Raw genomic sequence first — 14,835 nt, forward strand, 5'->3', positions numbered from 1 at the left:
GGATGAGGGATGAGGGATGAGGGATGAGGGATGAGGGATGAGGGATGAGGGAGGAGGGATGAGGGATGAGGGATGAGGGATGAGGGATGAGGGATTTTGGGCGTTGCTGAATCAGGGGATGAATTGCCCCAAAGCGGAGCGAAACCCAAGGTTCAAAGTCCCCCAATTTTGGGGGATTTAGGGGGCGAAAAGATGGACACTTCCCACAGATTCATCCCTCAATCAGCAACGCCCATTTTCCTGTCTAGCGTCCAGAGTCCAACGTCCAACGTCCAAAAATTCCCCGCGTGGGTACTGTTTGTTGACGGGTGTGCTTTCACAATTAGGGCAGAAGCATTTGAGAGTAGCGGACTGCTGAATCGAGCCAACTGAACGCAGAAATCAGAACAGGCCTTTCATCCCTCATCCCTCCTCCCTCATCCCTAATTCCGCAGGAGCCAACGTGTTTACCAATATTCGTCTGAGTCAGATTGATAATGCTGTTTTTAGTAAAGCTGCCGTTCGTCTGACCGAACCGATGCCCCTCGTCAGTGAAGTTGCCGCGATCGAGACCGTTCCCGTCGTACAACCTGCCTTGACTGCCCAATTAGAAAAGGTGCGCTGGATCAATCCTGAATTGGCAGCGGGGATTGCCATGATTCGAGAACCGATCGTCGGGGTGCCTCGTAGTCAAATCACAGTCCCAATTTCGCCCAGTACAACGGTCACAGATGAAGGGCTGTTTGAAGCGAATGGCGCAACGTTTTATCTGCCGCGCTATCGAGTAGCCGAGCGTAATCAACAGGTACAAATCTCACTGGGAGCCAGTCCTCAAGGCTGGAGTCTAACCATTCACCTCGAAAAGTATCCCGCAGCAGCCATTCAAGAATCTGCGAGAACGGCTCAAGAACTCAGCCACGCGGTCAGCGTCATTTTGCAGCATCGCTTAGTGCCAGGGGTGGCGAATGGGGGACAAAAAGAACTAATTTTTCAAGAAATTACTACAGAATCAGGCGGCATTCAGGCTGTGTTGCAGGTGCCTTCGATCGCAGAGCGCGACTTACTTTATCAAGTTCTGACCAATTCTGACTATGCAGCGGTTTTGACGATTCGGCGATCGGCGCGGGTGGGCATTCCTTTATCTGATGTGGCAACAACTGCAAGCGCGATCGTTTCGTCGGGAACAGGAACCATTCGCGGCACCTGGACGTTTAGCTTTGACACGGGCACTGAGGGCGGCGAGGGCGATGTTTGGTGGAATCAAGAAACCAATGTGCTGCGGCAAATGGTGCCCCGTGGCAACGCTCAAATTGTGCATTTAGGAAGTCGCAACTTTGATGAGATCACGGTCAAAGAACTGCAATCTTTAGCCTACGGAACAACGCCGATCGATGGTTCTGTAATCCGCAAGCGATTTCCCAGGCAGACTATTCCCATTCGCAGACCTATTGACCAGGAGGTTGTGCGCATTAATCCTAAAATCAAGCCAAATGTGCTTCGGGAAAGGGTTAGTCCGTTTAGACCCATTGATAACAAAGGTGAGACCATTTGGAGAGGCCCGATTCTCGAAGATGATGATCCAACTGCTTTTCGTCGCAATCTATTAACTAACGGAAATGTATTCGCCGTCAGAACGAATAGCGGTAATTTTGCCAAGGTACAAGTGTTGTCTTATGGATACGATTTGCAAGTCCAGTGGGTGACGTATCGATCGTCTATTGAGCCGCAGTTTCGAGAAGTGACGCGGGTTTTGGATGTTGAGAGCAATCGCGTTCCTTTTGTTTTTCCGCCCAGTCTGCATCCCTATATTTTTAGCAGCATTACAGGAAACAACACCCCCTTTAAGCCGACGTTACAACAGGTTAATGGACATAGCTATTACCAAGATCCGGTCGAGCGGCATGTGTTTTATTATTTGCCCGATAGTTTCAAGTTAGTGCGCCGTCCTGAGAGTCCTCATTATCCTTTGTTGTCGATTCAGTTTCATCCTGTGGGCGATTCCGAAGACGTGCGGGTGACGATCGGCTATTGGGCGTATCCCTATGTCAATGCGGCTCGATTAGAAACGGCGACCAGTGAGTTGACCAAAAAGATTCCCAATCCCCTGCCTGCGGGAGTCACCGGAGTTGTCTATCAGCCTTTGGTGGCGAGCAATCCGCGTCTCTACCTGGGCTTGCCTCAGAGTGATGGGTCTCTCGCCTATCAAGAACGCCCCGAAGTGTTGGTCGAACTGCGAACCGGATTTCGCGATTCTCGCACCCTCTCACTTGAGGAATTTCAGGCGGTTTACGATGCGATTTTTAGCCCCACGACTCAGCTATTTCAAGGACAAGTTCAGGTTTCGTTTCCCGACGGACAACACACTGAGATCATTCCGTTTACTGCTCAGATGAATGATTTGGTTGGCGAAAAATTTGACTACAGCAAAGAAATTGATCTGGCAACCGGATCAATTCGAGCCACGCTCAAGAATGCGATCGAGAGTCCCATCCGCATCAATCAACTCACCGCAAAGATTACTCACGACAACGCTCAAGTGAATGGAGTGATCAGCTTACTCAGCATCCCGTTACCCGCCGTATTACCGCCCGGAGAGTCACTTTCATTCACGGTTACACCCGCTAGTATGATCGCAGGCAGCAGTTCTCCTCAAGTCACATTCGATCTCAGCGGCGTTGAAGTGTTAGCCGACTCAAAAGCCATCTGGGACAAAATCGTGTTGCCTCAATCGACAATGACTTACAAGCGCAAGATCAGCGTTAACACCACACAAAGCACCTTTGGCGACCGCATTGATGTCATTAGCGTTGATCTCAAATTGGGCACGACGATCAATTTCACTCGTGATGTTTCGCTTGATGCCAATGGCGTTCAGACCAGTGTTACGACTCCGATTCGCGATCTGATTTTACATGAGGCTGATTCTGGTATCTATGAGTATCGATCGCTCGTGATTCTCAAAGATGGCACCAGGGTCGAAGATCCGGCAAATCAATGGCGATCGGAGACTTCAGAAACGCTGTGGATCACAAATACAAAGCTGCCAGCCTTTTAAAAAGGGCTAGGGGGATCTCAACTTCTCAGCCTCCGATCGTCCAAACTGCCTCTTAGCATCATCTACCTATGTCACTGCAAGGACTTCCTGATTTTCATCACCCTATCCAGACAGAAGAGGGGCCGATCTTTTTTGCTTACGAAACGGGGGGTTGCTTTGTTTTGCCGAATGCGGTGTCGATCGCAAACCGCCCCGATGCACAGCCTGACTTCGCTTTGACGCTGGTTCGGGGACAAAATCCGACCTTACCTCCCAAGCCTTACGGACTCCTGGATTTTAGGTTACAGCCCCACTATTTTCTCGATGCGGCGTTGGCTGCGGTTCGTCAACAAAATGCTCAAGCGACCGTAGAGCCGATCGGCTTTCAGTCTGGTTTTTTGCGCCTCTACCCCGAAGTGGACAACATTCCTGACGATCTAAAAGTGCCGATCTCGTTGGCGTGGAATGGATTAACGAGTGCCCGCTACAGTCTTAAGCTGTCCGAATCAACGGCGATCGCGCTCAAAGGGGCCCTGACGGGAAACATTCTCAGACTTCGGGGACAGGCTGAAATGGAAACGATCGGCGTTGCTCCCCGCTTGCCGATTCGCGTCCGATTTGATCCCGCAACCTTGCTCAACCAGCTTGCCGCTTTAGGAAATGCCCAACGCCAGATCGCCTGTGAGGACGTTCTAAACTTCTTTCGCAAAGACATTCGATCGTTGCCCTTAGAAGCGATTTCGACCACGCCCCTTGAGGGATTTTTGGAGGGATTTGCAGAAGCGATGACCGATTGGATTCGTGCTCATTTTGGCACCTTCATTCCCTCGCCGATTGACGATCGCCGGGCGTACATTGCCCTGTCTTCCGCAGATCACGGCAGCTTTAAATGGGATTTGTCTCAACCGTTGCAAGCCTATCGCACGATCGTGTTTTCGCTTGATCCGTTAGAGTCCGCTCGTCAACTGGTACAAAATCAGGGATTAGAAGCCGTCTTTCGAGAACTGACCGTTCCCCCAATTCCGACGGGCACCTGGACGATTAGAGCCTCTGCCAATCTACCCGATCGTCGTCTGGGAGTGATTGCGATCGGAGTCACGCTAAAATCCCCGCCTGCTCTGCCTTATCGTCCTCAAGCGAGAATTGCCTCTGCCCAATTTATTCCACCTGACGACACAGCAACGTTAACACTGCGACTATCGCCTATCGAAAAGCTGGAATACAAGTTTTTTACATCAGTTGTTTTAGAAGATGCCACTGGAACAAGAGAACTCAAAAGTGAAGAAATTACTCACCAGGGAGAACGCCTATCGATCAGACCTGATCAATTTCCAGTCAAGTTTTTGATGATTGAAGGAACACGATCGCTGCTCACATTAGCCACACTTCGAGGAATCTGTCGCTGGCAAGAAGCCGAACAGGTCAACACACAAACTTTTGATTTAACCGCAGCCGCCTCGATAATTGCGATCGCTCTTCCCAAAGATATCAGTAACGCCACACTAGAAATTTTTGCCCAGTCTCTAGAAGGCAATCAGACGCTACACCTCGACCCTTTCCCCGCCAAAAGCTGTCAGATCGGACTTCACTCCTTTCGAGAGTATGGCGTGCATCAAATCAGCGTCGAATGTGAGTTTAGCGAAGCCGTGAAACTGTGGGCGATCGACCTTCTCCCCGATGGTGCCCCCGAATCAGAAATGACTGTCCTATTTTTCACACCGTCTCAGCCCCAAAAAACCTGGAGTTGGTTAGCAAAATCTCCCTTCCGATCGGGCTATCGCTACCGTCTCCATCCCACGATCGGTGCCCTTCCCTCAGACTGGTCAACCCTCCAATCCCCGTTTGCCTCTCTCAAGATTCAGACGAACTCACCCTAAAGCACGTCAGTTCAATCTAGTTTCCTGGCTGCGGTGTTTACATCTTCTGCCCCCCAAGCTGCCAATTCTGAGGGACTGTAAACCAAGAATTCTGGCTTTCATCCTCCCTCCTCCCTCCTCTCTCCTCACTCCTCACTCCTCACTCCTCATTCAGGTAACAAAATGACCCCACTTCCCCAAGGCTTCGACTACCAGGGCATCTACTGCTATCCCAATCCGACAGAGGCTTCTAGCTTTTACTACATTCCTGGCGCTCCCGTTTCACAGCGCACTTCTCAGGGGTTGCCTTCTATATCGCTAATGGCGATCGATCAGTTTGCAATGCTTCAAGTTAGCAGCGAATGGACTGTCGCTCCAGAACAGTTAGAGGCTATTAGCAACACGATCGCCTCTCAATGCCATCCGTCTGATATTCAATTACAACTGGCCCCGATCGTCGTCGAATCTGTGACGCTGCTGCTCAAAAATGAACGAGGCGAGTTTGAAATTCTTGGGACAACTCAATCGTCCGGCTATGTGCCATTTTCAGCGGTGTTTAGCGTGCAGTTGGTGAATGAACAAAAAGCCCAGGCGATCGCAGCCTTCAATGGGCGAGCTGATCAGCTCAAAGTGACCTACAAAGCGACGTTAGAGGTTGAAGTTTCTGCCAAAGTCACGATCGCCGGAGACATCACAGCCGACCTCAAAAAACTGCCCAAAAACCCAGAAATAACCGACTGTCAGACTCAAATCGAAAGCGCGATCGCCCATCATCGCCTCAAAGTAGAGCAGTCAGCTTCTCCCCATGCCTCAGACGACTTGCAAAAAAGAACTCTAAAACTTGCCCAAGACCGAGCAGCAGACCTGTTGTTGCACTTGGCTCAGGGTGCCCCGATCGTTCACGACCGATCGACCTTTCGCGCATCGGCTGATCTGATAGAGAGCCTTCCCGTTTCACTAGAGCGATCGGGTGATATTAGCACCTGGTTTGCGACGGGCAGCGGAATGGACTATGTGCAGCTAATCGGCTAATCCAAGACTGGCGTTGCTGAATTATGGGATGAATTGCCCCCAAAGCGAAGGAAGCCCAATGTTCAAAGTCCCCCAAAGTTGGGGGATTTAGGGGGCGAAAAGATTAACACTTCCTACGCATCCCTCCAATCAGCAACGCCAGTTTTTCCTTATCTCACCAATCCCGTCCGCAGTGCCCGCACCGCCACCTGAGTCCGATCGTCAGCACACAGCTTATTCAAAATATTGCGAACGTGAGTTTTGACCGTGCCGATCGTGATGTACAGCTTTTCTGCAATCTGCGCGTTGCTGCATCCATCTACAATCAGCCCCAACACTTCTAGCTCACGCCCCGTCAGCGGGTAAGCCGGAACAAAATCACCATCCTCAGAAGACATGCGATTGATGGTAATCGTTGAAGACCCACTATTGGGATTGGTGTCGCCATAGTTTCTCTGGTTTTGGTGAAGGACAATCCGAGCGATCGTGGGATCAATCCAGGCGTTGCCCTCAGCCGTGACTCTTAGCGCCTCAGTCAAGCGATCAATGCTGGCATCTTTCATACAATAAGAATCCGCACCAGCCGCAAAAGCCGCCAAAACGGTCTCCTCATTGTCCTGCATCGTCATAATCAGAATGCGAGTGTTGGGGCATTCTCCAGCCGCTTGAAACTGTCTAAATTCATGAGTTAGATCAATTCCATTCATATCGGGCATATCTACATCCACAATTGCCACATCTGGCTGTGTTGATTTCAACAGTTTTAGCCCCGATTTACCGTCTCTTGCTTCACCAATCACTTCGACCCCTTCTTTGCGTTGGAGCGCCGATCGCAGCCCAATCCGAGTCAGGTCATGATCTTCAATTAAAACAATTCTAGTGGTATCCATAGCTCAACCTCAAATTTTAATAGTGGGTGACAGAGATCACTCTTGAGACAGGTGAACGTCTGTGAAAGGATTTTATGCGATCCCTCGATCGGCTCTGTGTATCTTGAGAGGCATCTATTTGCTCAAAAAGTTCTTACCCAAGATAGAGAGGTATAACTTGACACAGGAGCTAACTTGCTTTCGGTCTATAATTGGATTGAGAGGGTCTTTCACATTTCTACCGTCAACTTAACATTCCAGCAGTCTCGTATCTCGGAATGTTGCGAAAGCTGTTGAAAGATTGCAAAAACTCATATCTCAGGGATTCCTCACAAGTTCCTCAGATTCTGACTTTAGTCTCAAACCGTGATCCCTGAGAATTTTATCCCTGCTGTCGCGATCGCTCACCTTAGAAAGGACACAGGGAAATAAATATTCAATTTTTAATTCCCTTAAAAACACAATGTCTAATTGTCCTTGCTGCTCCGATCAACTATTACGCCAGGTTCACCGGGGGGCACTCTCCTGGTTTTGTCGCACCTGCTGGTCAGAAATGCCCAATTTTGAGGCAGTGCGATCGCAAATAGACTCCAGATTACACCTCAATATTACTGACTCCATCAGCCAGCCTACTCTCAAGCCGCTACGCCCTCACCGTCCACAGGATCTAGCAGCCTGACGATACGATCGCCCAAAAGCAGAGTTCTTGATCAAGATTATGGATTCAATAAACTCAGCTACCGTTAGCTTCGCAAAGTGCATTCAGCAACACAGCCATCAAGACAAAACCAACCTTTCCAGGCTAAAGCTTTTTTCTAGTCTACGAAGGTGGACTTCGTTCTCTTGAGCGCAGTTTGAACCATCAGCCAAAATTAGTGTCTTTTCTGAGAATCAATTGACAAGACGGCCCAAACCCTCGATCGTATCCTTGTTGACACCCGATCACGGAGCGCGCCCCCGGCCAGATACCGTCCATGACTCAGATTCCTTTTGACCAACTCGCCAAACAGTTTCTCCAAACCGTACTTACGCCCCTGGGCAATGTTGAGCGCAGCCTCGAAGTGCCGGGAGAGTCTAAGTTTGTTGATGTCTGGTTTGAGCCTGCAACCACTCCAGTCGTTGACCCAGCCAGTCTGGGCGTATTGGGTAAAATCGCCGCAACCCCCTGTCTGCTCGAACCCTTCCGCAACCCTCCCACGCGCACCGAAGTTCGGACTTGTTTGCTCAAGCTTTTGTGGGTACAAGAAGAAGAGCATCGCAAAGCCACTCGACAGGATTCAAGACTTGCAGAAACCGAATTGTCTCAGTTGTGGATTCTCGCTTCTGCGGTTTCCAGACCGCTGCTCGAAGATTTTGGGGTGACGCTCAGAGATGATTGGGTGGCAGGGATTTATTTTTTGCCCAATTCGCTCAAGAGTGCGATCGTCTCCATTAATCAACTTCCCGAAATTGAGGAAACCCTATGGCTGAGAATTTTGGGTCGAGACACCACTCAGAGACGCGCGATCGCTGAAGTCATTGCATTACCCCAAGACGATCCCCGGCGGGCAGAAACGTTACAGATGCTAACCGCCTGGAAAGTTACAATCGAGATGAATGAACCCCTGGAAATTGAGGATGAGGCACTTCTGATGGCACTATCACAAGCTTATTTGGAATGGGAACAAGCCACTGAGCAACGAGGCGAACAACGAGGCGAACAACGAGGCAAACAGCAAGGCAAACAGCAAGTCATTGAGGCTCTTCTTAAAGCTAGATTTGGTGAACTGGATGCGTCTTTGGGGGCGATCGTTCCTCAGATCCTGGCCTTGCCCACCGAGGAGTATGCTGTTCTCTTGCTGCAACTTTCTCGTGAGGAATTGTTGGCGCGCTTTGCTAATGAAAGGCAATGATGGCAAACGTTGGCTATTTTAGAGACTCCAGGCGATCAAAAACGAACTTGCAATGTAAGCAAAGGCTTCGATCAATCCTGCGCCCACGTTGGGGACTGATTGATGAACAATTTCGTCTGAGATTTTTACTCCAGGCACTAACACCAAATCTGCAATCCAACGCACGATCGCCAGCGCAATCAAACAAAGCACTAACACGGTTCCGTATTCAATGAAGCTCTGTTGCCAGCTTTGAAATTCTGATGCAAATGAGATTCGGACAATGTTGCCCGTCCCGATTAGTAAGCCTGATAGAGCGAGTCCGGCGGCGAGGTTGTTGCGATCGTAAATCTCACGAAAGACGTTGTAGCGGGTCATGCGAGGATAGAGGCGCGTCGCGATCGTCAAAACGCCCAACCCCACTAGCCAACAAGTTAACCCAACTAGCCAGGAGCCACTTTGTCCGGCAAGCGCTGTGCTGAGAATCAAACCGTTTGCAATGTGAACGCCCGCTTCTACTAAAGCAGCCCCGATGTTTTGTTCTTCTTTGACCTCACGGGCGCAGTCACAATGACGCAAAATCAAGCGATCGCCTATCCAGGCTCCGACCAACATTAACAAAATCACCAGGGCACCATAGCTGATCAGATTCACAATTTGTTGTTGCCAGGTTTCGGCTGTCTTATCCAGTACGCCTGCCAGGGCTGTCACGATGCCGAGATAGTAGCCGACGAGGGCGATCGCCACTGCGACGTTATCTCGAACAAACAATTCCAGGTTTAATTCCAGCCGACGAAACAGTTTTTGGTAAGCTAATTGTCCTACCCAAAAGAGTCCAAAGCCTACGATAATTTCGAGGGCCGTCAGTCCAATTTGAGAGAATCCAGTTTGCAAAAATAGCGGCATAATAAGGGGTGAATTTTGAACGGAAATAGGAGAAAAAGTATTCTTTAGTTTGGGTTTGTGATCTGTTGCCAGGTGTGGATCAAAGTGTCAGCGAGACGGTCGTAAAAGAAGTAGTCTTGAGCGCCGATCGTAGTCACGATGCGGCCTCCAAACTGTCCTTTAAATTGAGAAAATTTGGCGTAGCTGTGTTGTGGATCGCGAGTGTATCCATAGAAGTCGTAAAAGTGACAACCTTTTGATTTTGCACGCTGCATCGCGGCCCAGTGTAAAGCATAACTTGCCATCACTTGAGGATGATTTGTGCTGCGTCCGCCGTAGAGATAGGTGGCACGATCGCCCCAATAAATAATTAGAATTGCGGTTAAAACTTCACCCTGCCATTTTGCAAAACCCACTTCTGCGATGTTGGCTAAAAAGAGCGTTTGACAGAGGTTGATAAAAAATTTGTAAGGTTCGCTCAAAAATTGCTGTCGCTTTGCAGTTTCCCAAAAAATTTCGTAAAAAATAGGGATGCTCTGAGAATCAGTTGTGAATTGAGTTTCGACTTGGTGACGCTGGCTTAATTTGAGATTGTAGCGTCCTTTGGGTTTCATTGCGGTCAGCCTTTCTTTGAGGGTGGGGCGTAGATCAATGAGAAGCGTTTCTGAAGGCATCCAGTCAGCGGGGGCGCGAACAAAGTCTTTGAGATGGTTTGGTTTTTTTGAGATTAAGGGTTCAATTCGGAGAGCGATCGCGCCTACTTTTTTTGCTAATTCTGCGGCTTTTTCTAATATTAAGGGCATAGCTTCTAACTCAAAACCCGGTAATAAAATAGGCGCACCTGGAGCAATCAATAAGTTTGCAGAATGGGGGCGAGGGTAATAATAAAAGAGACAGCCGCCAACTAGTTTCTCTTGATTAAAAACACCATACCGAAACGTCTGGTAGCCTTCTAACTCTTTGAAGTCTGCCCAAATACAGGATTGCATAAAGCAGCCTGATGAGGTTTGTGTAAGGGCATTCCAGGTCAAAAAGTCTTCTCGACTTAAGCAACGAATGATGAGATTTGAAGCTTCAATTTGCATCTCAAATTACTCTTCTTGCTGAGATAAAATAGCCCAAAGCCATGCGCCTCCTATGAGTAAAAAGCTAAATCCAAAAATTGGAAAACTGCCGTTAGAACAGGTATAATTTCCATTTGCATCGTAACAACTACCTGAGCTACTGCTGCCACTTGAATAGGAAGATCCTTTAGCAAAAACGGCATCGGGAGCCGCCAAACTCGCCATCAATAAGGTGACAGAAAGCAAAATAATTACTTCACTCGCTTGATTAGAAAGAGAGATGATTGGTTCACCAGTACGGAGTTTTTCTTTGAGTTTTTTGAGTTCGGTTGCGAGGTGAGGCGGCAATTCTTGAATGCGATCGACCAGACAATCAACAAGCTGTTTGAGATCAATTTCTTCTAAAAGTGGCTTCAAATGTCCAAACCATTCCTGGGTCATTTTAGAATCATGTGAATGGTGCTGAACGGGGAGAAGTTGATGAATTTGGGCTACGTCTGCCTGCTGAAATTTATCTAGCCAAATTTGAGCCAGAGCTTCTAATTGAAGGGGATCTTGAGTACTAATCAGATGTGAGCCAGCTTCTTGAATATTGATGAAGTCGATCGCTCCTTCTAAGTCATCCCTATTAGATGGATTGAGCAGGTAATAGAATAACTGAGGATGCTCTAAAGTATGAAGGTTAACGGAGTGGCGATCGTGGGCAATTTTGTTAGAAAATCGAAACGCCGATCGCCAGGAATTCTGCATTCCGTTTAGTGAATGGGGAAGCATAATCGATTCGAGTTCTGACTTGAGAATAGGCGATTCAGATGCTAGAAAAAATCCCCAGATTCCGTAGTCGTGACGATCGAAGGAGGGAATCTCAATCTGCATTGGTTTTGCTTGAAGTTTTGCTGCCAATATAGTTTGATAAAGGCACCAAAAACCCGTTGTGTTTCGTTCTGGAGAAACGCCATTGGTTGCCATTACGCCACCCCGATAGAGAATGCGCTGCAACTGTTGAAACCATTCTAAACTGTAGACCTGAGTTGCTTCTGAAGAAGTGGGAAACGTGAAATCGCAAATAACAGCGTGGTAACAGCGATCGGGCAATGCCGCCACAAATTCAAACGCCTCACGAGTATGCACCGTCACCCGATTTTCGCCCAAAGCGCTATTAGGATTGTCTATTAAACTGCCGCAATTGTAGGGCGCAAAGGTTGTTCTTCCTAACTCCACTACGTCTGGATCGTAGTCTACGATCGCCACTTCACTAACTTGAGAAAACCGCAAGATATCGCGTACCGCCAATCCATCACCACCGCCACAGACGAGAATTCTCAAAGGCTGATTGGGGAAACGCTGACAGGCGAGGGCGATCGCAGGCACCACTAAATGTTCGTGATAAATTGCTTCGTCTGCGGTGTCAAACTGCAAGTCTCCATTGATGTAGAAGGCGAGTCCGTGGGGATGGGTTTCGACGAAGAGAGAGGGCATTGGGAGGGATGAGGGAGGAGGGATGAGAGAGGAGGGAGGAGGGAGGAGTTAGATGCCAGCGAAGATTAGGAGGATGCCGATGAGGGCGATCGCGGCGGCAATGATGATTTGAATTGTGCGGGCATCGGAGGTGAAGGGTTTGGTGGATTCTAGGGTATCTGACTCGTCGTTGTAGCTTGAAAGGGAGGAAGCGCCGATGTAAGCGCGTTGTAGGTTGCTAAAGTCAGTGGGGTGAACTTCTTTAGTGGAGTAGACGACCAGGGTGCGATCTCTTCGAGTTACCCGCAAGGGGTCGCTCCAGGCTTCTAGGGCCAGATTCCACAAATGGGGCTGATCCCAGTAATCCCAGGTGATGCGCGTTGTGGGGGTGTCGTCTGATTGGTAAGTGCCTTCGGTGCGCGACTCAAATTGGTAGACGCGGTTAAAAACTTGTAGTTCTGGATAGGGCGTTTTGTTAGAGCGGATATCTTCTGACAGCGTGAGAAACAAATCTCTGGTTGACCCTGGCTCAACGATCGTGGGATTTTGCAACGCTTCGGCGATGTACCAGGTGACAGGCTTTTCTAAATTGGCTGGATCGACCTCACGTAGAAGGTAGTAGGCTTTCGCAGATTCTGATTTTAGCAACCACTCTTCTGTCTCATAACCCTGCGGATCGGTGTAAGTACTATAATCGCGAACATGCCATAAAACTCCATAATATCTCACGCGATCGCCTGCTCGAAGCTGTCTAAGTTCTGTTTCCGTTAGCGTTAAAGACATGAGAAGAAAGGGGTTGAGTAAGGTGCAATTTTGCTGAGTTTTGGTTTAGTTTATTTAGTTTGATTTATCCAGTTGCGAGTAAATAGCTCCAGTGAACGGTTTTGTGATTAGTCGTGAGCGCAATCGCTAACAGCTCGGTTAATCGTTTTGCTTTGTCAAAATTATCTTGATAGTAATCACAAACATGAATATCGACTGCGATTTTGCTAGTTTCAGTCCAGATATGTAGCGCGACATGAGACTCTTCTAAAATCAACACAACAGAGACACCCTGTGGCTCAAAGAGCGTAGCTAACTCTCCGACTGCGTTGAGACCTGCCGATTGTACACAACTTCTCAGCAAACCAAGTAGCTCGGCGGGAGATTGAGTCATCAGGGTCTCGGCAGCAGTCAGAATGGCAGAAAAGTGATGCGATCGAATCATTTGTGACAAACGATTGCAGTCAATGGCGGGTTGAGATTGAGACGTGACAAAGCGCAAAAAACTTGGTGACTTGAGCGATCGCTACTCTAACAGTTTCTTTGGCAAGATGAGTCATATTCATGAGTTTTTTGTAACGTTTGTTGGTGCAAATTGTTTAGGTTGATGAGAACTCGTTCTTTGTGGTGATTTGGAGAATTTTGGTTTAGTGGTAAAACGGGCAAATTAATCGAGCGTCAACAAACATGGATAACGTACCACCTACCAATCGTCAGCCAGTTTGGGATCAGATCAGTACGAATGCGATCGTGCGTTTCTTGCTGTTTTTTGCGGCAGGTTGGGCGTTTGTTGCCCTGCTTCAGTATTTTGAGTATGTGATTTTTGTGTTTGCGTTTTCGGCAATTTTGGCACTGTTGTTAAATTATCCGATGCGGTTTTTGCAGCGATTTGTTGGGCGCAGTGTTGCCTTGGGACTGGTGATTACAGTTAGTCTGATTACGATTATTGTGCTGGTGATTGCGATCGGGCTGACGCTGACCAATCAAATTCAACAATTAGCGACGCTGCTCCTTCAAACGCTCAACACGGCCAACAATCCGCTTGACCAGATGCAAACGATGCTGGCAGCCCGAAACATTCCGCTTAACCTGGATGCGATCGAGGCTCAAATTCGCAATGCTTTTGTGTTTGGGCTGAATTGGGTTGTGAGTTCTTTGCCCGTGCTTTTACAAAATTATGTGACCTTCATTATTATTTTAGTTGTTTCCTTTTTTATGCTAATTGATGGTGCAAAGCTATGGCGGTTGGTGCTCAAACTGGTGCCTGCTCAAAATCGCAATCGTGTCTCGATCGCAGTACAAAGAAATTTTGTAGGATTTCTACGAGGTCAGTTATTAATCTCGTTTTTGTTAAGTCTGTCAACTTTTTTAGTGTTCGTATTGTTTCAAATTCCGTTTCCATTTTTGCTGGCGGTGACGATTGGCATTTTTGATTTGATTCCGGGTATCGGCGCGACTTTGGGAGTGAGTCTGGTGTGTTTGGTTATTTTGGTGCAGAGTGGTTGGTTGACGGCGCTGAAGGTATTAGCGATCTGTGTTGTTTTGCAGCAGCTACAAGATAATTTTGTTTCGCCGCGCGTGATGCAGAGTACCGTTCATCTTAATCCTGTCGTTGTGTTTTTTGCGTTGCTAGTGGGGACGCGCGTATCAGGACTGTTGGGAATCTTTTTGGCAATCCCGATCGCGGGTGTCATTGTCAGCCTTTTAGAGATCGAAGAGGCCCAGGGAGACTAAAAACTTTTGGTTGAGAAGTCTGGTTTGAACGGTTGAGTTTGACGACGCTCTACTTCTATCGATCGGCAGATATTAGAAGATGGTCGCACCTGCTATATTTTCAACAGGAGATTAAAGGAATAACGATGGAAGCCACAAGAGATCAGGTAGTCTATCTGAGAGACTCGTGGTTTCATTGTGATAGCCGAAGCTCTGTCTTTGAAAGACGTGCGAGAATCTATCTAACGTTTAATAGCTGACTAAAATCTTAGGCGTTGCTGATTGGAGGGATGAATCTGTGGGAAGTGTCAGTCTTTTCGCCCCCTAAATCTG

The 14,835-nt window shown here is 48.2% G+C and carries 12 protein-coding genes; 6 read left to right on the top strand and 6 right to left on the bottom strand.

Going from position 1 to position 14,835, the window contains the following annotated elements; genetic code table 11:
• The first annotated feature begins 442 nt into the window (after positions 1-442).
• The 3 genes from ACKFKH_RS28890 (at position 443) to ACKFKH_RS28900 (ending at position 5,901) form a co-directional block, all read left to right on the top strand.
• Positions 443-3,034 carry a hypothetical protein gene (locus tag ACKFKH_RS28890; RefSeq protein ID WP_446861821.1) on the top strand — a complete coding sequence of 864 codons (2,592 nt, stop codon included), beginning with the start codon at positions 443-445 and terminating at the stop codon, positions 3,032-3,034.
• Positions 3,035-3,102: 68 nt separating this feature from the next.
• Positions 3,103-4,890 carry a hypothetical protein gene (locus ACKFKH_RS28895; protein ID WP_446861822.1) on the top strand — a complete coding sequence of 596 codons (1,788 nt, stop codon included), beginning with the start codon at positions 3,103-3,105 and terminating at the stop codon, positions 4,888-4,890.
• Between the two features lie 162 nt (positions 4,891-5,052).
• On the top strand, positions 5,053-5,901 hold the full coding sequence (locus tag ACKFKH_RS28900; RefSeq protein WP_446861823.1) for a hypothetical protein: 849 nt from the start codon (positions 5,053-5,055) through the stop codon (positions 5,899-5,901).
• Between the two features lie 149 nt (positions 5,902-6,050).
• On the opposite strand, the gene ACKFKH_RS28905 is transcribed toward ACKFKH_RS28900, so the two are convergent.
• A complete protein-coding gene (locus ACKFKH_RS28905; protein ID WP_446861824.1) occupies positions 6,051-6,770 on the bottom strand; it encodes a response regulator in 720 nt (239 codons plus the stop codon).
• A gap of 442 nt (positions 6,771-7,212) precedes the next feature.
• Between ACKFKH_RS28905 and ACKFKH_RS28910 the strand changes: the two genes are divergently transcribed.
• Positions 7,213-7,428 carry a hypothetical protein gene (locus tag ACKFKH_RS28910; protein ID WP_446861825.1) on the top strand — a complete coding sequence of 72 codons (216 nt, stop codon included), beginning with the start codon at positions 7,213-7,215 and terminating at the stop codon, positions 7,426-7,428.
• 295 nt (positions 7,429-7,723) lie between these two features.
• Entirely contained in the window at positions 7,724-8,641 is a 918-nt protein-coding gene (locus ACKFKH_RS28915; RefSeq protein ID WP_446861826.1) for a flagellar assembly protein H, read from the top strand.
• Positions 8,642-8,659: 18 nt separating this feature from the next.
• On the opposite strand, the gene ACKFKH_RS28920 is transcribed toward ACKFKH_RS28915, so the two are convergent.
• The 5 genes from ACKFKH_RS28920 to ACKFKH_RS28940 form a co-directional block, all read right to left on the bottom strand.
• On the bottom strand, positions 8,660-9,526 hold the full coding sequence (locus tag ACKFKH_RS28920) for a DUF350 domain-containing protein (protein WP_446861827.1): 867 nt from the start codon (positions 9,524-9,526) through the stop codon (positions 8,660-8,662).
• A 44-nt stretch (positions 9,527-9,570) separates the two neighbouring features.
• Entirely contained in the window at positions 9,571-10,590 is a 1,020-nt protein-coding gene (locus tag ACKFKH_RS28925; protein WP_446861828.1) for a lipid II:glycine glycyltransferase FemX, read from the bottom strand.
• Between the two features lie 6 nt (positions 10,591-10,596).
• On the bottom strand, positions 10,597-12,048 hold the full coding sequence (locus tag ACKFKH_RS28930) for a spermine/spermidine synthase domain-containing protein (RefSeq protein ID WP_446861829.1): 1,452 nt from the start codon (positions 12,046-12,048) through the stop codon (positions 10,597-10,599).
• Between the two features lie 48 nt (positions 12,049-12,096).
• Positions 12,097-12,810, bottom strand: coding sequence for a DUF4178 domain-containing protein (locus ACKFKH_RS28935; RefSeq protein WP_446861830.1), 714 nt, complete (start codon positions 12,808-12,810; stop codon positions 12,097-12,099).
• A gap of 64 nt (positions 12,811-12,874) precedes the next feature.
• Positions 12,875-13,234: an S-adenosylmethionine decarboxylase family protein gene (locus ACKFKH_RS28940; protein WP_446861831.1), complete on the bottom strand. Its 360-nt coding sequence runs from the start codon at positions 13,232-13,234 to the stop codon at positions 12,875-12,877.
• Positions 13,235-13,476: 242 nt separating this feature from the next.
• Between ACKFKH_RS28940 and ACKFKH_RS28945 the strand changes: the two genes are divergently transcribed.
• Entirely contained in the window at positions 13,477-14,523 is a 1,047-nt protein-coding gene (locus ACKFKH_RS28945) for an AI-2E family transporter (RefSeq protein WP_446861832.1), read from the top strand.
• Positions 14,524-14,835: the final 312 nt, after the last annotated feature.

It is taken from the genome of Phormidesmis sp. 146-20, assembly GCF_052939475.1.